Annotated in this window: 15 protein-coding genes, 2 tRNA genes and 1 rRNA gene; 5 read left to right on the top strand and 13 right to left on the bottom strand. The window is 62.3% G+C overall.

Annotated features, from left to right (window positions below; translation table 11 throughout):
- From rrf to DFR34_RS11780, 5 genes are all read left to right on the top strand, one after another.
- Positions 1–92, top strand: a 5S ribosomal RNA gene (rrf, locus tag DFR34_RS17960); the annotation flags it as partial.
- A 68-nt stretch (positions 93–160) separates the two neighbouring features.
- Positions 161–237: transfer RNA gene (locus DFR34_RS11795), tRNA-Arg, on the top strand.
- Between the two features lie 3 nt (positions 238–240).
- Positions 241–316: transfer RNA gene (locus DFR34_RS11790), tRNA-Glu, on the top strand.
- Between the two features lie 155 nt (positions 317–471).
- Complete coding sequence (locus DFR34_RS11785) at positions 472–1,992, top strand: fumarate hydratase (protein ID WP_110391355.1); 1,521 nt, start codon at positions 472–474, stop codon at positions 1,990–1,992.
- A gap of 345 nt (positions 1,993–2,337) precedes the next feature.
- Positions 2,338–4,056, top strand: a complete 1,719-nt coding sequence (locus DFR34_RS11780) for a methyl-accepting chemotaxis protein (RefSeq protein WP_158281805.1) — start codon at positions 2,338–2,340, stop codon at positions 4,054–4,056.
- Between the two features lie 13 nt (positions 4,057–4,069).
- On the opposite strand, the gene DFR34_RS11775 is transcribed toward DFR34_RS11780, so the two are convergent.
- From DFR34_RS11775 to DFR34_RS11715, 13 genes are all read right to left on the bottom strand, one after another.
- The gene (locus DFR34_RS11775; protein ID WP_110391353.1) at positions 4,070–4,528 is read right to left on the bottom strand and encodes a DUF2721 domain-containing protein; all 459 of its coding nucleotides are present in this window, start codon (positions 4,526–4,528) and stop codon (positions 4,070–4,072) included.
- Positions 4,529–4,581: 53 nt separating this feature from the next.
- Positions 4,582–5,130 (bottom strand): peroxiredoxin, encoded by a 549-nt coding sequence (locus DFR34_RS11770; protein ID WP_110391352.1) that lies wholly within the window; start codon positions 5,128–5,130, stop codon positions 4,582–4,584.
- Positions 5,117–5,764 carry a L,D-transpeptidase gene (locus tag DFR34_RS11765; RefSeq protein WP_245906881.1) on the bottom strand — a complete coding sequence of 216 codons (648 nt, stop codon included), beginning with the start codon at positions 5,762–5,764 and terminating at the stop codon, positions 5,117–5,119. Before DFR34_RS11765 ends, DFR34_RS11770 begins: the two co-directional genes overlap by 14 nt.
- A complete protein-coding gene (locus DFR34_RS11760) occupies positions 5,749–6,261 on the bottom strand; it encodes a L,D-transpeptidase (RefSeq protein WP_110391351.1) in 513 nt (170 codons plus the stop codon). Before DFR34_RS11760 ends, DFR34_RS11765 begins: the two co-directional genes overlap by 16 nt.
- Positions 6,261–6,998 carry a tRNA adenosine(34) deaminase TadA gene (gene tadA / locus DFR34_RS11755; RefSeq protein ID WP_110391350.1) on the bottom strand — a complete coding sequence of 246 codons (738 nt, stop codon included), beginning with the start codon at positions 6,996–6,998 and terminating at the stop codon, positions 6,261–6,263. The genes DFR34_RS11760 and tadA overlap by 1 nt, the downstream gene beginning before the upstream one ends.
- 138 nt (positions 6,999–7,136) lie before the next feature.
- On the bottom strand, positions 7,137–8,009 hold the full coding sequence (locus tag DFR34_RS11750) for a methylated-DNA--[protein]-cysteine S-methyltransferase (protein WP_110391349.1): 873 nt from the start codon (positions 8,007–8,009) through the stop codon (positions 7,137–7,139).
- A 123-nt stretch (positions 8,010–8,132) separates the two neighbouring features.
- Positions 8,133–9,005, bottom strand: a complete 873-nt coding sequence (fdhE, locus tag DFR34_RS11745) for a formate dehydrogenase accessory protein FdhE (RefSeq protein WP_110391348.1) — start codon at positions 9,003–9,005, stop codon at positions 8,133–8,135.
- 74 nt (positions 9,006–9,079) lie between these two features.
- The gene (gene fdhD, locus DFR34_RS11740; RefSeq protein WP_110391347.1) at positions 9,080–9,928 is read right to left on the bottom strand and encodes a formate dehydrogenase accessory sulfurtransferase FdhD; all 849 of its coding nucleotides are present in this window, start codon (positions 9,926–9,928) and stop codon (positions 9,080–9,082) included.
- A 51-nt stretch (positions 9,929–9,979) separates the two neighbouring features.
- Positions 9,980–10,600 carry a formate dehydrogenase subunit gamma gene (locus DFR34_RS11735; protein WP_110391346.1) on the bottom strand — a complete coding sequence of 207 codons (621 nt, stop codon included), beginning with the start codon at positions 10,598–10,600 and terminating at the stop codon, positions 9,980–9,982.
- Positions 10,597–11,469, bottom strand: coding sequence for a formate dehydrogenase subunit beta (fdxH, locus tag DFR34_RS11730; protein ID WP_110391345.1), 873 nt, complete (start codon positions 11,467–11,469; stop codon positions 10,597–10,599). Before fdxH ends, DFR34_RS11735 begins: the two co-directional genes overlap by 4 nt.
- A gap of 13 nt (positions 11,470–11,482) precedes the next feature.
- Positions 11,483–14,569, bottom strand: a complete 3,087-nt coding sequence (gene fdnG / locus DFR34_RS11725; RefSeq protein ID WP_110391344.1) for a formate dehydrogenase-N subunit alpha — start codon at positions 14,567–14,569, stop codon at positions 11,483–11,485.
- Between the two features lie 328 nt (positions 14,570–14,897).
- Positions 14,898–16,892, bottom strand: a complete 1,995-nt coding sequence (locus DFR34_RS11720) for a methyl-accepting chemotaxis protein (RefSeq protein WP_110391343.1) — start codon at positions 16,890–16,892, stop codon at positions 14,898–14,900.
- A 242-nt stretch (positions 16,893–17,134) separates the two neighbouring features.
- A complete protein-coding gene (locus DFR34_RS11715) occupies positions 17,135–18,289 on the bottom strand; it encodes a phosphatidylserine decarboxylase (RefSeq protein ID WP_211309387.1) in 1,155 nt (384 codons plus the stop codon).
- Positions 18,290–18,724: the final 435 nt, after the last annotated feature.

Below are 18,724 nucleotides of genomic sequence, written 5' to 3'. Positions count from 1 at the left end.
CCCCACTCCTTCCCATCCCGAACAGGACAGTGAAACCACTTCGCGCCGATGATAGTGCGGATTACCCGTGTGAAAGTAGGTCAACGCCAGGCTCCTTATTTGAGGAGGCCTCTCCTCAGCCCGTTGGCGGCGTAAGTCGCTTGCGGTAAACTTCTGTCACGCATCCGTAGCTCAGTTGGATAGAGTATCTGGCTACGAACCAGAGGGTCGGGCGTTCGAATCGCTCCGGATGCGCCAGATGTCCCCATCGTCTAGAGGCCTAGGACACCGCCCTTTCACGGCGATAACCGGGGTTCGAATCCCCGTGGGGACGCCAAACAAGCAAAAACGCCAGGCTGATGCCTGGCTTTTTTGCGTTCTTGTCGTTTTCTTTCGATTTTACTGCAACGCAATATCCCGGTTGGGCGCAGGTGCGAGTAAAATGCCGCCTGCTGATATGTCCCCCATAATCCAAAATCAGAGGAGCGTTGCATGACCACCATCCGCCAGCAGGATCTGATCGACAGCATTGCCGACAGCTTGCAGTTCATCTCTTACTACCACCCGAAGGACTACATCCAGGCTTTGGGCAAAGCGTATGAGCGCGAAGAAAGCCCGGCCGCCAAGGATGCAATCGCTCAGATTCTGACCAACAGCCGGATGTGCGCCGAAGGCCACCGTCCGATTTGCCAGGATACCGGCATCGTCACCTGTTTTGTGCGCGTGGGCATGGACGTGAACTGGGAAGGCGCCACCATGAGCGTCACCGACATGATCAACGAAGGCGTGCGCCGCGCTTACAACCATCCGGACAACAAGCTGCGCGCCTCCATCCTGGTTGACCCGGCCGGCGCCCGCAAGAACACCAAGGACAACACCCCGGCGGTGATTCACTACGAAATCGTGCCGGGCAACAGCATCGAAGTGGACATCGCCGCCAAGGGCGGTGGTTCGGAAAACAAAACCAAGTTCGTCATGCTCAACCCGTCTGACAGTATTGTTGACTGGGTGATCAAAACCGTGCCGCAGATGGGCGCTGGCTGGTGTCCGCCGGGCATGCTGGGCATTGGCATTGGCGGCACCGCCGAAAAAGCCATGGTGCTGGCCAAAGAAGCGCTGATGGACGAAATCGACATCCACGAACTGATTGCCCGTGGCCCGCAAAACCGCGTGGAAGAACTGCGCATTGAGCTGTACGAAAAGGTCAACGCGCTGGGCATCGGCGCCCAAGGCCTGGGCGGCCTGGCCACCGTGCTGGACGTGAAGATCAAGGACTACCCGACCCACGCCGCCAGCCTGCCGGTGGCGATGATCCCCAACTGCGCCGCCACCCGCCATGTGCACTTTGTGCTGGATGGCTCCGGCCCGGCCCAGCTGGAAGCGCCGAGCCTGGAAGACTGGCCGGCCGTTACCTGGGCCCCATCGGCCCAGGCGCGCCGTGTGGATCTGAACAGCGTCACCCGCGAAGAAGTGGCCAGCTGGAAGCCGGGCGAAACCCTGCTGCTGAACGGCAAGCTGCTGACTGGCCGCGACGCCGCGCACAAGCGCATGACCGATATGCTGAACCAGGGTGAAAAGCTGCCGGTGGACTTCACCAACCGCTTTATCTACTACGTGGGCCCGGTTGACCCGGTGCGTGACGAAGTCGTCGGCCCGGCTGGCCCGACCACAGCCACCCGCATGGACAAATTCACCCGCCAGATGCTGGCCGAGACCGGCCTCTTGGGTATGGTGGGCAAATCCGAGCGTGGCCCGACCGCCATCAGCGCCATCAAGGACCACAAGGCCGTGTACCTGATGGCGGTGGGTGGCGCGGCGTATCTGGTGTCCAAGGCGATTAAAGCTTCGCGCGTGGTGGCGTTCGCCGACCTGGGCATGGAAGCCATTTACGAATTTGACGTGGTGGACATGCCGGTGACCGTGGCGGTGGATTCGGGCGGCACCTCGGTGCACGAAACCGGCCCGAAAGAATGGCAAGCCAAGATCGGCAAGATTCCAGTTGTGCAAGGCTGATTGCGACCGCTGACCATGTTTTGTGTGTCCTTGCCAGAGGATTTATCCTGTTAATGGCTACACACCTGATTCAGCATCGCTGCGCTGAGTTTTGTGGGCAGCGCTTAATCTGAAACCCGCCGGGTCAAGCCCGGCGGGTTTATTTTTGGCATAAGCAACAGGTTCATTATACGGTAGGAATATCAGTATACATTCGAACGTTTGCCTTTCCGGGGTGTCCATGGTCTGGTCTGCTGCGTGTTGGCGCGGCGATTGCTTGATGCCAGAACCCGACGCCCAATGTTTCCGGGATGGCAAAAACAGGGGCGCAGTATGGGAAAGACGCTATTTCAACGTTTGGAAAATATGGCTATCTACCGTCAAATCGAACGCACGTTTTTCAACAACCTGACCAAAAAACTGCTCAGCGTGTTCATGGTGTTTATTCCACACGCAGCATTGACCGCATATTTGTCGTTCAAGCTGGATGATCCCGTCTTGAATTGGCTGGTCTGGTCCGCCTTGGCCGTGCTGACGGTGGCTACCCTATGCTGGGTGTGGTATCTGCGCCACCTGACTGTCACCCCGCTGCGCGAGATCATCACCTTGCTGAATCAACACAGCGAGGGCACGGGCGATTTGTCGCACGACGTGCCGGTATACACCCATGACGAAATCCGCGAGCTGGCCACCAGCCACAATCGTTTTCAGGGCAAGCTGCGCGACATGATCAACCGCATCCGCCAGTTGGCCATCCACACCGCCGTCGAATCGGCCAGACTGGTGCAAATGAGCCGCCAGGTGTCCGGCCATGCGCAAAGTCAGCGCACGCTGAGCGAGTCGGTGCGCAGCCTGAGCGCCGCCACCGCCAGCGATGTGGAAGCCATGTCTGGCGAAACTGGCGCCATTGCCGGGCAAACCGAAAACAATTTGCACTTGGCGCGTGAATCGCATGGCGAGCTGCTGGACATCACCCGCCATATCCACGACATGAGCCAGTCCATGCAGCGCTTTTCCCGCACGGTGAGCGAGCTGTCGCAGCAATCGGTCGAAATCCAGTCGATTGCCGGCCTGATCAAGGACGTGGCCGAGCAAACCAATCTGCTGGCGCTGAACGCCGCGATTGAAGCCGCGCGCGCTGGCGAGGCCGGGCGCGGTTTTGCCGTGGTGGCCGATGAAGTGCGCAAGCTGGCCGAGCGAGTGGGCCGCGCCACGGAAGACATTTTTGCCAATATCGACCATATGGTTGGCCAGGTGGACGAAACCTTGCTGGAAACCCAGGGCATTGTGCGCACCACTGAAATCACCAAGCAGGTGGTTGATCGCGCCTCGGGCAATTTCTCGTCGCTGGTGGCGGACTTCGAGCAGAACAGCGCGCGCCTGGCGCGCATGGCCGACACCATGCAGGCGCTGGCGGCGCGCAACCGCGAGATTTCCACCCACGTGGCGCAGGTGCACACCCTGTCTGCCGACATCACTCAGGCGGTGGGCGCCGTGGAAAAAACCACCCGCGACATGAACGCCGCCGCCGAAAACGTGCAGGAAGTGGTTGGCTCGTTCACCACCGGGGATGGCGTGGTCGAGCAATGGGTGGCCAAACTCGGGGAGTTTCGCGCGCGCGCCCAGCAGGAATTGCAGGCCATCGTCGCGCAGGGGCTGGATGTGTTTGACCAGCGCTATCAGCCGGTGGCCGGCAGCGCGCCGCCCAAGTTCCGCCTGGCCTACACCGACGCCTTCCAGCAGCGCATTCAGCCCTTGCTGGATGAGATTGCTCGCGCCATGCCGCAATGCGTCGCCACCTGCCTGGTGGACACCCAAGGCTATGCGCCGACTCACCAGAGCCGTTTTGCCCAGCCGCAAAGCGGTGAGTTAAGCCAGGATATTCAGCACAGCCGGCATATGCGCCGCTTTGACGACCCCATTGGCCTGCGCTCGGCGCGCAATACCAAGCCTTTCCTGGTGCAGACCTATTCGCGCGACACCGGTGAGGTGCTGTCGGAAATCTCGCTGCCAGTGATGGTTGATGGCCGGCATTGGGGCGCATTGCGCATGGCGGTGTCCACTGACGCCATGCTGGCGCAGTGAGCAAGCGGCAGGGCTAGGGCGCGTCGTCTTCTGGCGCTCGGCGGCGGCGCGGTTGGGCGTCGCGCTGCTGATGGGCGGCCAGCGGCTCGGCCATGTCGGTGAGCAGAATATTCAGCGCATCGCCCGAGATGAACAGCTCGTGCACCGACATCGCCAAAGACACACTCATCAGCAGCAGGCTGGCGCCAAACACCCAGGTGGCGATTTCACCCTGGCCAATGAACACCAGCACCATGCTGACCACGCAGCAAAAAATGCTGAGCGTGCCGACAATCTGCATGCCGCGAATCAGCGCCACCCGTCGGCGCAGATTATCCAGTTGGCCAATGATTTTTGGGTCGGGGTCTTGCAGATACTCATGGTGCAGCGAGCGAATGATGCTGGACAGGCCCAGAAAGCGGTTGGTGTAGGCCAGCAACAGCAGGGAGATGGCCGGAAACAGCAAGGCCGGGGTGTTGATTTCGATATGCATGGGAGCAGTCAGCAGCAGCGCCGGTGTGCATGCCGGCGCTGGAAGTCATATGGTCAGTGAGCCGGCTTGCGCGTCAGCGTGCTCAGGTCCTTGACGATGCGGCTGGCGTAGGTGGCGGTGTCCAGGTCGGTGTAGCGGCGAGCCACCTTGCCTTGCGGGTCGATCAAAAAGGTATGACGCTTGGCGAATTTCAGCACCAGCAAGTTGGTGAGCGCGCCATAGCGGGCGGCTACCTCGCCATCCGGGTCGCTCAGCAGCGGGAAGGGCAGCAGGTATTTCTGGGCAAAGGCCGCGTGGCTTTCCTTGCTGTCCAGGCTGATGCCGACGACTTCAGCCCCCAGGAGCTTGAGTTTGACAAAGTCATCGCGAAAACTGCATGCCTGTTCGGTGCAACCCTGGGTTTGGTCTTTCGGGTAAAAATACAGCACCAGCCAGCGGCCACGAAACTCGCTCAGATCGCGTAGCACCCCGTGTTGATCTGCCAGCCGGAAGGCCGGCGCAGCTTCGCCTTGTGCCGGGCCACTGGCCCAAACCGGCAGGCTGATCGCTGCGAGCAAGCTTAACAACAGGCTCCAGCGCGACAGCCAATTAACCATTTTCATCAATCAAAACCTCCATGCCGACAGGCGTGCGCTCGAACAATTCAATCACCGCCTCGCTGGTCATGCGCACACAGCCCAGTGAAGTTGGCGTGCCCATCGGCACATGGCGGCCGGCGCCGTGGATGTAAATATAGCGGGCGTAACTGTCTACCAGCACCCCATCGCGGCTGCCCTGATTCAGTCCTGGCTCCTGGCCGCACAGCCAGAGGATGCGGGTCAATATCCAGTCTTTGTTGGGATATTCGGCGTGGAGTTCCGGGGTATATTTCCAGGGGGTGACTTCCCGGCGAAAAATAATGGTGTCACTCGCTGCGCCATCGCCGATTTTTTCGCATATCCGATGCCAGCCACGCGGGGTTTGGTAGCTGTTTTGTGTTTCGCCCACCCCGCGCTTGGCGGTGGAAATGTCGTAGCGTTTTTCCAGTGTGCCTTCGGCTGAAAACACACTCAGCGTCTGACTGCGCACGCCCACCTTGACCCACGGTTGTCCTGGGGTGCGCGGGTTGGGGTACGCCTCGTGCAAGGTCTGCTGCTGTTGTTGCTGTTGCCACTGCGCCCAGGCCTGGGCATCGGGCGCGGCCATGGATGCTGCCGGCAGCGTCCATAACAGCGCGGCCATCATTGCTGCGCGCATGCGCTCTCCTTCTGGCTGTGTTCGACAATATTCACCGGCGTGCCGGCAGGAACCCGATCAAACAGTTCGATCAGGTCGTCGTTATTCATGCGCACGCAGCCATGCGAGCCGGGCTTGCCCAGCTCAACCGCATCTGGCGTGCCGTGGATATAGATATAGCGGCGCATGGTGTCCACGTCTCCCCGCCGATTAAGCCCCACTTCGCAGCCAGACAGCCACAAAATCCGGGTCAGAATCCAGTCGCGGTCGGGCTTGGCCGCCCAGCTTTCTGGCGTGCAGCATTCCCCGGTCCAGCGCCGGCCGACAAACACCGCGCCGCGCGGCGCGCCAGCGCCAATCTTGGCGCGGATCACATGCCGGCCGCGTGGGGTCTGGTAGCTGCCGCGCTGCTCGCCAGCGCCGCGCACGGCGGTGGACACCGGGTATTCGCGCAACAGCGCGCCATCTTCAGCCAGCAGCCGCAGGCGCTGGCGGTCTAGCTCAATCACGATGTGCATCAGGCAGGGCTCCGGGCGCGGCGGGCGCGAAAAAAATCGGACAATAGCGCACCCGCCTCGGCGGCGCGCACGCCAGGGTACACGGCGGTGTGATGATTCAGACGCGGCTCGGCAAACAAGTTCACCACGCTGCCGGCGGCGCCGGTTTTGCCGTCGTGCGCGCCAAACACCAGCCGGGCGATGCGCGCATGCTGGATGGCGCCGGCGCACATCGGGCAAGGCTCCAGCGTCACATACAGGCTGCATCCGTCCAGCCGGTAATTGCCCAGCGTGGCCGCCGCCTGGCGCAAGGCCAGCATTTCGGCGTGGGCGCTGGGGTCGTGGCGGCCAATCGGCTGATTAAAGCCACGGCCAATCACCTGGCCATCTTTCACCACAAGCGCGCCCACCGGCACTTCGCCCGCCGCGGCTGCCTCGTGCGCCAGCGCCAGCGCCAGCGCCATCCAGCGTTCGGCCTCGGCCCAATCCAGCGGCGGCGGCGGTGTTGGCCGCGCGCGCGCCGCTTGCCACAGAGACTCGCGCAGCTCGGCGTCGAGTTCGCTGCCACGGCAGCCCAACACGCAGCCATGCAATGCCCATAGCAAAGTGCGCGCCACCGTATGGCCGCGCGCCTTGAGCTGCACAAACGCCTCCACTGCGCCCAGCTCAACCAACTGGGCGTGACTGTACACGCCCAGCTCGGCCAGCCAGGCTTGGGTTTTTGGCCCGAGGCGGGCCAGCGGGTCGGCGGCCGTCATCGACGGCCTTTCCGGCCAATGGGGAATAGACAGAAAAACACAGGCATGTCGTTATTTTAGTGCGCCAGCGCGGGCCGGTCACGCAACATGCGTAGGAATACGGAGCAGACCTGCCTCCGTGGGTGGGCGATAGCAGGATCAGGCGGGTGTGTCGCCCTCACCCGGCGCGCTCGCCGCCGCCTCCTGCGCCAGCAAGGCGCGCTTGCGCTCGATGCCCCAGGCGTAGCCGGCCAGCTCACCATTGCTGCGCACCACCCGATGGCAGGGAATCACCACCGCCAGTGGGTTGGCGGCGCAGGCGCTGGCCACTGCGCGCACCGCGCGCGGCGCGCCAATGCGCGCGGCCAACTCACGGTAGCTGACGGTGTGTCCGCTGGGAATGTCGCGTAGCGCCTGCCACACTCGCTGCTGAAAAGCCGTGCCGCGAATATCCAGCGGCAAGCCCAGATCAGCGCCGGGGCGCGCCATCCAGCCGACCACCTGCGCCACCAAGGCTTCGTAGTCCGCGTCGCCCGCCAACAGCTCGGCGCGCGGAAAGCGGTCTTGTAGATCGCGCAGCAGCGTTTCTGGGTCGTCGCCCAGCGCCATGGCGGCGATGCCGCGCGCGCTGGACGCCACCAGCAAGGCGCCCAAGGGGGTTTGCGCCACCGCCACGCGCAGCTGCTCATGCGCGCCGCCCGCCCGATAGCGGCCTGGCGTCATGCCCAGCATGGCGTCGGTGTGGGCATAAAAACGCCCGCTGGACGCAAACCCAGCCTCATGCATGGCCTCGGTCACCGTGCGCGCGGTGGGCAACTGCGCGCGCAGCCGCGCCGCGCGTTGCGCCAAGGCATATTGCCGTGGCGTCAGCCCCAGCTGCGCCTTGAACAGGCGATGCAACTGGCTGACGCTCTTGCCCACCGCCTGCGCCAACTCGCTCAGGCTGGGCGTGGGCTCGGCGTGCTCCAGCAGCCGGCAGGCGCGGGTGATTGGGTTGCTTGCGCAGGGGGAAGGAAGTGAGTTCTCGGCCATGGGGGTTCTTTCATCAAGCTGTGGGTCAAGCTTGACCGACTGTAGCCCGCTGGCCGGGAAAAAACACTCCGATTCTTGTCATCTCATCTTCACTCCCACCTTGTCCGGTCTGGGCTGGCGGGTTCAGGCCTTGCTGTTCAGCAAAAACAGATTCGGCCCATTGCGCGGGTGGCCGGCTTCGCCCAGCGCCACATCCAGCGCCAGGCTGGCCAGGTCGTCGGCTACCGGGTCCAGCGCCGGGTCTTGCTCCAGGAACAGAATTTTCAGATAGCTCTGACAGGCGTCGCAGGTTTCCGCGCGCACGCCGGCCGGGCCGTCTTCCAGCTGATGGTAGTGAATCTTGCCGTCTGAATCACAGGCAGTGCAGCGCGCACGCACGGCGTACCAGCGGGTGTTGCACAGCGTGCAGCTCAGGTAGCGCAGCTTGCCCAGCCGGGCGCCGATCTGGATCACGCTGGCGACTGGCGCGCCGCCACAGCAGGGGCAGTGGCTGGCGCTGGCGGCAAGCTTGATCGGGGTTTGGCGCGCCCAGTGCGTCCAGCAGGCTTGCAGCGCGGCGGCCACCAGCAGGCGCTCGGCGGCGTCGCTGGCGCTGGGCGCGCCGCCCTGGCCGCGCGCATCCGCCAGCACCTGTTCGGCCAGCGCATGCAGCTGCGCCGGGCTGGCGCTGGCCAGCGCCTCAATGGCGGCGCGCACTGGCGGCGGCGCGTCCTGGCTGAGCAGGGCGCCCAGTTGGTGCAGCGTTTGCGGCCACTCGGCCGGCAGGGTGCGCGCTTCGGCTGGCCATACGGGTTGTTGGGCGGCCACCGGCGGCGCCGACGGCAGTTGGCTCAGCTGGGATTGCGCCAGGCTGAGCTGGCCCAAAAACGCCAGCCACGGGCCCAGCGCGTGGCCATTGGCCAGTTGGGTAAAGCGCGCGGCGCGGGTGGCGAATACAGCGGCGTCTGGCGCCAGGGTGGCGTCCGGTTCGGCGGCGTTGAGCAGATCAACAGACATGGGGGTTTTCCAGAATCAGGCGCGCCTGCCGCCAGGGCAGGCGCGTAATATCGGTGAAGGGGAGGGCGCGGCGTTCAGCTTGGGTCGATATCCATGTGGACATATTCGCCGCCAGCGTACACCACCAGGCTGTGCTGACGGGCAAAGCCCACCAGGCTGACGCCGGTTTCTTCCGCCAGGCGCACCGCCAGCGCGGTGGGGGCGGACATCGCCGCCAGCGCGCCGATGCCGGCCAAGGCGGATTTTTGCACCATTTCGTAGCTGGCGCGGCTGGACACCAGGGCAAAGCCGTCGCGGTTGTCGGCGCCGGCCTTGGCGCGGGCGCCAATCAGTTTATCCAGCGCATTGTGGCGGCCAACGTCTTCGCGCGCCAGCTCGATGTCGCCGGCCAGATTCACCCAGGCGGCGGCGTGCGCGGCGCCGGTGCTCTGGCGCAGCGGCTGGTGGCGGTCCAGCTGTTTGACGGCGGCAAAGATGGCCGAGGCCAGCAGCGGCGCGCCGCGCGCCACCTGGCTGTGGCAGCGCGCCACGCCATCCAGGCTGTCCACGCCGCACAGGCCGCAGCCGGTGCGCCCGGCCAGCGCGCGGCGGCGTTCTTTCAGCGCATGAAAGCGCCGGCTGGCGATGTCCAGATGGACGCTGACGCCATCCGGGCCATGTTCATAGTCCAGTGCGTACACTTCGGACGGGTCTTGCACAATGCCTTCGCTCAGGCTGAAGCCCAGCGCCAGGTCGTCCAGCTCGCTGGGGGTGGCCAGCATCACCGCGTGGGAGATGCCGTTGTACACCAGCGCCACCGGGGTTTCTTCCACCAGCACATCCACCGCGTCGCGTTGCCAGCCATCGGCGCACAGGCGGCGCACCGGCACATGGGCGGCGGTTTGCGGATGGGTGTCTGGAGAAGCAAAAAATTCGCGTTGCATGTCGGGCTCCCGCCCGTCCGGCGGGCGCAAGGCCAGCCGGACGGGGGTGGATCAGGACTTTTTGCCGGTCATTTCACGATACCAGCGCGGATGGTGTTTTTTTGCCCAGGCATGGGTGACCACGCCTTCCACCATGGCGCGGATGGTGCCTTTCACCCACAGCGCGGCGTAGACGTGGACGATGATGCCGGCAATCAGCGCCACGGCGGCGCTGGCGTGCGCCAGCAAGGCCAGGCGCACCACCGGAATCGGGAAATACCCGGCAAAGTACTGCCGCCAGGCAATCAGGCCGGACACCAGCAGCACCGCCATGCAGGCGCACATCAGCCAGAACATGCCTTTTTGCCCGCCGTTGTACTTGCCGATGTCGCCGACTTCGTTGCCCTTCATCACTTCTTTGACCGACTTCATCCATTTCACGTCCTCGGGCGTGATCAGGTTGTGATGCCAGTAGCGGAAGAACTGTCGGGCAAAGGCCAGGAACATCACCACGCCGACAAACGGGTGGACAATGCGCGCCAGCTGCGGCGTGCCAAACACGCCGGTCAGCCAGAAGAACGCCGGGTAAAAGAAGGCCAGGCCAGAAATCGCCAGCAGCACAAAGCACACGGCGACCACCCAGTGATTGATGCGCTCCGGGGCGGAGTAGCGTTGGATCAGTTGCTCTTTCACTTGCGGGTCTCCTCGTGGTCTTCATCCGGGCGGTTGGGGCCGACGGTGATGTAGTGGAAGAAGCCAAACAGGCCGGCGGCGGCAATGCCCAGGGTGGCCAGCGGCTTGAGCAGGCCTTTCCACAGGCTGACCGTGGCGCTGATGGCCGGGTCTTTCGGCAGATTGCTGTACAACTCGGGCTTGTCGGCGTGGTGCAGCACATACATCACATGGGTGCCGCCCACGCCTTCCGGGTCGTACAGGCCGGCGTTTTGGTAACCTCGGTTTTTCAGGTCGGCGATGCGCACGGAGGCGACTTCTTTCATGTCCTCTTTGCTGCCGAACTGAATCGCCCCGGTCGGGCAGGTTTTCACGCAGGCCGGTTCCTGGCCCACCGCCACGCGGTCGGAGCACAGGCTGCACTTATAGGCCTTGTTGTCGGCCGGGCTCAGGCGCGGCACATTGAACGGGCAGCCGGCCACGCAGTAGCCGCAGCCGATGCAGTTTTCCTGGTGGAAATCGACAATGCCGTTTTTGTACTGAATGATGGCGCCTGGTGACGGACAGGCTTTCAGGCAGCCGGGGTCGGCGCAGTGCATGCAGCCGTCCTTGCGGATCAGCCATTCCAGCTTGCCGTTTTCTTCGGTTTCGGCAAAGCGCATCACCGTCCAGGCCTGGGCGGTGAGGTCTACCGGGTTGTCGTAGACGCCGACGCAGGAGCCGACTTCCTCGCGGATGTCGTTCCATTCGGAGCAGGCCACCTGACAGGCCTTGCAGCCGATGCAGGTGGACACGTCAATCAGCTTGGCCACTTCCACCGGGGTTCGCGCTTGCGGGGTGGCGGTCGGGGTGGCCGAGCGGCGCAGAATATCAAGAGATTGCAGAGCCATGGTTATGCGCGCCTCATGCCTTTTCGATGTTCACCAGGAACGATTTATATTCAGGCGTTTGCGTATTGCAGTCACCCACGAACGGCGGCAGGACATTGGTCAAGAAGCCCTTTTTCGCCACGCCTTCCCAGCCCCAGTGCAGCGGAATGCCGATCTGGTGCACAGTCTGCTGATTGATGGCCAGCGGCTTCATGCGCTTGGTCACCACCGCCTTGGCCTTGATGAAGCCGCGCTTGGAGCTGACCTTCACCCAGTCGCCCTGGGCGATGCCCTTTTCCTTGGCCAGTTGTTCGCTGATTTCGACGAACTGCTCGGGTTGGGCGATGGCGTTCAGCCGCACCGATTTGGTCCAGAACTGGAAGTGCTCGGTCAGCCGGTAGGTGGTGCCCACATACGGAAACTCTTTGTGCGTGCCCAGGCGTTCGCGGTCGCCCTTGAAGATGCGCACCGCCGGGCTGCTGACCACTTTCGGGTGCAGCGGGTTGGTGCCAATCGGGCTTTCCATCGGCTCGTAGTGCTCGGGGAAGGGACCGTCCGCCAGTTTGTCCACGGCGAACAGGCGGCCCACGCCTTCAGGGTTCATGATGAACGGGTTCATGCCAGTATCCGGGCCGGCGTCGGCCTTGAAGTCGGGCACGTCGATGCCGGCCCACTTTTCGCCATTCCAGGCAATCAGCTTGCGGCTCGGATCCCACGGCTTGCCTTCTGGCGTGCACGAGGCGCGGTTGTACAGAATGCGGCGGTTGGCCGGCCAGGCCCACGCCCAGCCGGGGGTGTTGCCCAGGCCGACATCGGTATTGTCGCGGCGGGACATCTGGTTGCCGGCTTGCGTCCAGCAGCCCGAGAAAATCCAGCAGGCGCTCATGGTGCTGCCGTCGTCGCGCAGCAGGGCAAAGCCGGGCAGTTGCTCGCCTTTTTTGGCCAGTTGCTTGGTCGGGTCTTTCGGGTCGAACAAATCGGCCAGCGCGCGGCCGTTCATTTCCTTGGCCAGTTCTTCCGGCGTCGGGTTTTTCGGGTCGCGGTACGGCCAGGACAGGTTCAGAATCGGCTCGGCACCCTTGCCGGCGTCTTTTTTGTACAGCTCGCGCAGGGCAACAAACAGCTCGCCGATGATTTCCTGGTCACTCTTGGCCTCGCCCGGCGCATCGGCTCCCTTGAAGTGCCATTGCAACCAGCGGCTGGAGTTGACAATCGAGCCGTCTTCTTCGGCAAAACAGGTGGACGGCAGACGGAAGACTTCGGTCTGGATCTTGGCCGGGTCGGCGGGGTTGGATTCGCCGTGGTTTTGCCAAAAGCTGGACGTCTCGGTGGTGATCGGGTCGATGACCACCATGTATTTGAGCTTGCTGAACGCCTCGCGCACCTTATTGGCGTCCGGGAAGGAGGCCAGCGGGTTAAAGCCCTGTACGATAAAGCCGTTCATCTTGCCCTGGTGCATCAGCTCGACCATGTGCAGCACGTCGTAGAGCTTGTCCCACTTGGGCAGCCAGTCGTAGCCCCAATTGTTGTCGGCGGTGGCCTTGTCGCCCCAGAACCACTTCATCAGGCTGACAAAGAACTTGGGCGTGTTGCTCCAGTAGTTGAACTGGCCATCCAGCAGGGTTTTTGGCGTGTTCTTGGCCAGGTAGTCGGCCAGGGTCGGGTGCTGGGTTTCGTTGGGCAGGGTCAGGTAGCCCGGCAGCGAGGTGGACAGCAGGCCCAGGTCGGACAAGCCCTGGATATTGGAGTGGCCGCGCAGTGCGTTAACGCCGCCGCCGGGCATGCCGATATTGCCCAGCAAGAGCTGGATCATCGCCATGGTGCGGATGTTTTGTGCGCCCACCGTGTGCTGCGTCCAGCCCAGCGCGTACAGAATGGTGCCGACTTTGTTCGGTGCGGCGGTTTCGCCCAGGTGCTGACACACCGCCAGAAAGCCTTCTTTCGGGCTGCCCGTCAGGCTGCTGACCAATTCCGGGGTGTAGCGGGCGAAGTGGGCCTTCATCAGGTTCCACACGCAGCGTGGATGTTCCAGGCTGGGGTCACGCTTGGCGGCGCCGTTGGCGTCCAGCTCGTAGTTCCAGCTGGCGCGGTCGTATTTGCTTTTCTCCGCGTCAAAGCCCGAGAACAAGCCCTCGTCGAATCCGTATTCTTCTTTGACGATCAGGCTGGCGTTGGTATACGCCTTGACATAATCCCAGTGAATTTTGTCGTTGGCAATCAGCCAGTTGATGATGCCACCCAGAAACACAATGTCCGAGCCGGCGCGGATCGGCACGTATTGGTCGGCCACGGCGGCGGTGCGGTTAAAGCGTGGATCGACCACGATCAGCTTGGCGCCGCGTTGTTTTTTTGCCTCGATCGCCCACTTGAAGCCCACCGGGTGCGCCTCGGCGGCGTTGCCGCCCATCACCAGAATGAAGTCGGCGTTCTTGATGTCCACCCAGCTGTTGGTCATGGCGCCACGACCAAAGGTGGAGGCCAGTGCCGCCACGGTCGGGCCGTGACAGACACGCGCCTGCGCATCGGTGGCGATAATGCCCAGCGAGCGCATGAATTTTTGCGTGAGGATGCCGGTTTCGTTGGACGAGGCCGAGGCCGTCAGCATGCCGGTGGACAACCAGCGGTTGACTGGCACGCCGTCGGCGTTCTTGTCGATGAAATTCGCGTCGCGGTCGGCCTTCATGTGCTTGGCGATGCGCTCGACGGCTTCGTGCCAGCTGATGCGCTTCCATTGGTCGCTGCCGGCTTCGCGCACTTCCGGGTATTTCAGTCGGCCCGGGCTGTGTACAAAGTCCAGCAGGCCGGCACCCTTGGGGCACAGCGAGCCACGGCTGACCGGGTGATCCGGATCGCCTTCGATGTGGATGATTTCCTGCTTGGCGTTCTTGGCGCCGTCGCCCAGGCTGTACATCAGCAAGCCACAGCCCACCGAGCAATAGGTACAGGTGTTGCGCACTTCGGTGGCGCGGCTGAGTTTGTACTGGCGCACTTCGGCTTGTGCTGTGCTAGGGGCCATGCCCATGACGGCCAGGCTGGTGGCGCTCATGCCGGCGGCCGAGATTTTGAAAAACTGCCGTCGGCTGACTGAGACGCCAGCAGCGGCATGGTGATGGTGATCCATATATCTCCTCCTGGTTTTAGCTCAACGGCGCGCATGCGAGGCGGCCGTTGCGGGGGATCGGGAGGGACGTGTTGGCCAAGATTCGGCGTGGGGGGCGTCCCTCCAAAGCGGCTGGGCCATAGGCAAGAGCTGTGCCATGGAAGAAACCCCATGAAGATCATGGATTTGGCGTGTAACGCCAAGGGGGGCAGTCAGAATGGGGGGTCATTTTGGCGGCGGGCTGGACAAAATGACCTAGCCTGGCGGGCAAAGGCAGGAGGGCAAAATGATACGGGGCGGACAATGTCCGCCCCGTGTACTGATGGGCATCCCGTCAGATGGTGTGCGTTTATACCTTGAACATGCGCACTTTGTCGCCCAACTGGGTGACTTTCTGGCACATGCTGCGCACCGAGACTTCTGCCTCAGACACCGCCTGATCATTCTCCTGCGCGGCGGCGCTGATGGTTTCCACGTGCATGGCCACTTCGTTGCAGGCCTGCGCCTGCTGGGCGCTGGCCTGGGCGATGGCGCTGGTTTGCGCCGCCATGCTTTGCACGCGCTGGTGAATCATGTCGATCAGTTTGACGGTTTCATCCGAACGGGTCGCGCCGGCATCGGTGCTGTTGGCGGCGTGTTCAACCACATCGACCACCAGGCCGGTTTCTTTCTGGATGGTTTGCAGCAGCTTGCCGATTTCCAGCGTGGCCTGCGTGGTGCGTTCAGCCAGCTTGCGCACCTCATCCGCCACCACGGCAAAGCCGCGGCCCTGTTCACCGGCGCGGGCCGCTTCGATGGCGGCGTTCAAGGCCAGGAGGTTGGTTTGCTCGGCAATATCCTGAATGGCCTGGGCGATGCGGTCGATTTCGCGGGCGTTGACGTCCAGCTGCGACACACGGGTTTTGACTTCGCCGATGGTGGCATTCACCGCGCGGATGTCCTTGGCCATGCCCTGGATGCTGGCGGTGGCGTCATCGATAAAGTCTTCGGTGGCTTCGGCCTCCACGCCGGCCTGATGGGCGGAGTTGGCCACATGGCTGATGCCGGTGGCGATTTCTTCCATGGCGCTGGCGGTGGATTGCGAGGCCTGGCTTTGCTGGTGCGAGCGGTCGGCAATGGTTTGCGTCAGCTCGGCCAGCGCACGGCCGGTTTGATCCACCGATTCGCTGTGGGTGCGAATATCGCGCACCACCGGCTGCAGGCGACCCATGAAGACATTGAACGCCTGGGCGATCTGGCCGATTTCGTCCTTGCGACTGACTGGCAGGCGTACGGTGAGGTCACCTTCCAGCTCGCTGACGGTGAGGGTGAGTTTTTCCAGCGGGCGAATCATCTTGCGGATGCCCAGGGTCAGCACCAGCGTCATCACCGCTACGCCAATCAGGCCGATGATGGCCATCTTGATCACCAGTTGATTGCCGTCGGCCAACACCGCTGCCATCGGAAAGCTGACCATCATCGACCAGGGGGCGGCGCCGTTGCCCAGGTGGAGCGGGGCAAATACATACATCTGACCGGCAGCCTCAAACTGATAGGGTTTGCCCTGGGCAATCGCTTCCAGTGCCTGCGGCGACAGGGTGTCGGCCTTTTTGCCCAGCAGCTTGTCGTTGGGGTGGCTGGCGTAAAAACCACCATTGGACACCAGGGCTGCATAGCCGGAAGCAAACGGGCGGACATTGGCCAGCGATTTTTGCAGGCCTTCCAGCGGGTAATCCAGCGCAACAATACCGGCAAACTTGCCGCTGACCAGCACCGGGGTGGAAACCGTGGCCACCCATACTTCGCGGCCGGCTACCTTGTAGGGGTAAGGGTCGGTAAAAATGTCCTGCAGGGTTTTCTGTGGCACCACGTACCAGTCATTGGCTCCGGGTTTGTCGTAGTCCACCAGCGGTTCTACGGCAATCTGGCCGGAGGCCCGGTTCCAGTACGGCAGGTAGCGGCCGGTTTTGTCGTGGCTGGGGGCACGGCCCGCATATTCGCTGTCGCGACCGTCCAGAGCGTTGGGTTCCCACAGCGAGCCGTAAGCCAGCACATCCGGTGTCTGCTGGAGCATTTCACGCATGGCGTGGTCGATCTGTTCGCGGCTGGGCGGCGTGCCGGCAGCTTTCATGCCTTGCAGCGTGTGCGCCAGGGTGCGGGCACTGGCAAAAGCGCGCTTGAGCTCGCCTTCCAGCCGCGCGGCTTCGCGTTCGGCGAGCAGGCGGGCGTTATCCTGTGCGCCTTTCAGTGCGTTATCACGGCTGTCCAGGGTGCTGACCAGCATGGACAGGACAAAGATGCAGGCGGCAATGCACACCGCCAGAAAGGTGATCCGGTTGCGTATCGAATGAGCAAAGAGGGTCATGGCTGGAACCGTTCAAGGACATTTTCAGGATATTTTCATGTTCTTGTTATGGGGTGATAAACGGTATGCCATGTGTCGCATTAATGCGACACATGGCATACCATGGGGCGCTCAGCCTGGCGCATGGACGGCATAGTGTGGCATGCCATACGCGCGAAGAATCAATCCAGGCTGGCATGTATCTTCAAACGGCACATTATTGCATATGGCATGAAGTTGCGTCAGGGTGTTTTATGTCATTGTCAGCCGGGAAAGGCATGGCCGATCCAACTGCCCTGTTTGTAGTGCACGCCTGGCTGCATGATCAGGCCGGCATTGACGCTGGATTCAAACAGCATCACCACATCCGAGCCGCCAAACTGGAAATAGGCAAATTCTTCGCCCTTGCGCAGCTTGACCCCCACGTCGGCGGTCATGACCACCGACGACACCTGACACATGCCCACTGGCAGTACTGCGACCAAGCCCACCGGGCTGTCCAGCACCAGCAGGCCGCGTGCTTGCGAGAACTGATAGCCGGTGCCGTCTTCGGCGTGCAGCACCCGCTCGCGCACCAGTTCATGCGCGTCGCCTTCTGTCTCCTTGGGCTGGGCGTTGACTTCCAGATACACCTGGCCATGGATCACCCGCGATTCCAGCACGCGGCCGGACACTGGCGTGTGCAGGCGGTGATAGTCCGTGGTGTTCAAAAAGCTGTGCATGAACAGGCCGCTGCGAAAGCGGTCCCGATAGGGGCTGTCGGCCAGTAATTCATCCAGCGACCAGCGCAGGCTCTTGACGGTGATATGGGAGTCGGCGCCGATGGCCCAGGCTCCCACGAAGGTAGAGTCAGCCGGTGAAACCAGGATATGGTCATCCTGCGGGGCGGCGACCGGGCGGTAGCCTGGTTTGGTGTGGCGGGCAAAAAACTGGTTGAAACTCTTCCAGCCGCCCGGTGCGGTGATGTATTCGCCCATATTGTAGGCTGGCGCCGCGTAAAAACTGCGTAAGGAGTCGGCGGTCAGCGACTCCGGCGTATCCAGAAAGCTGCCCCAGGCGCGGGCAAAATCCACCATCCAGCTCGATAGCGGCGTCAGTGGGGCATTCGGGGTGGCGGGCAGTTGCGGGTTTTGCAACTCACGCAGCGATGGCTGGTCCAGCACAAAATAAAATTCACAGATGCGATTGTAGATTTCCCGACCCTGGCTGTTTTCGCAGGGTACCCACTCCAGTAGCTCCACCAGCCAGGTGAAGTAATCGGTCAGCGTGACAATGCGCGGAAAGCCGGCAATCTGGTAATCCGCCACTTTGGCAAACGCCTGCTCGAAGCGTGCTTCCCAGCGGTGCTGGGTGATCAAGCGACACAGGTCGTCGATTACTGGATGGGCCAAGCGTTTTTGCGCGTCTATCATCAACATGGTTGAACCTCTTTTGTCGGGATGCTCATTGCCACTCAGCAGGTGGCTCCAAGGGGGCACATCACAGAGTCCGCTTGCCTGTTCATGCTTTTTGCTTATTTCTATTAAAATATTTTGACAGGGTTTATTTTAAAGCTTTGTCGTGATGCAAAAGCATCATGTCACGAAAGAAAATTCATAACAACTATTCTAATATAAGTAATATTACTTACGTGGATTTACGTAAGTATATTGCCGGGCAGCATTTTATTTGTCGGGGACTTGAAAGGCGTGGTTTTTTACCTGACGTGTCAAGGATATTGCACCCTGTGTGGGGTATGCTGCGTTGCAGTATGTGTGGCGGATCATCCGCGCCATGCGTGCATTGGCTGGGGGAGGTGAGGCAATCCTGAGTCGTAGGTGGGGCAATCCTGTATGGGTAGTGGGGCAATCCTG

Origin of the sequence: Rivihabitans pingtungensis, from assembly GCF_003201855.1 — a bacterium.
In the GTDB taxonomy this organism is placed as follows: Bacteria; Pseudomonadota; Gammaproteobacteria; order Burkholderiales; family Aquaspirillaceae; genus Rivihabitans; species Rivihabitans pingtungensis.
This window is presented reverse-complemented; position numbering and strand designations above follow the sequence as displayed.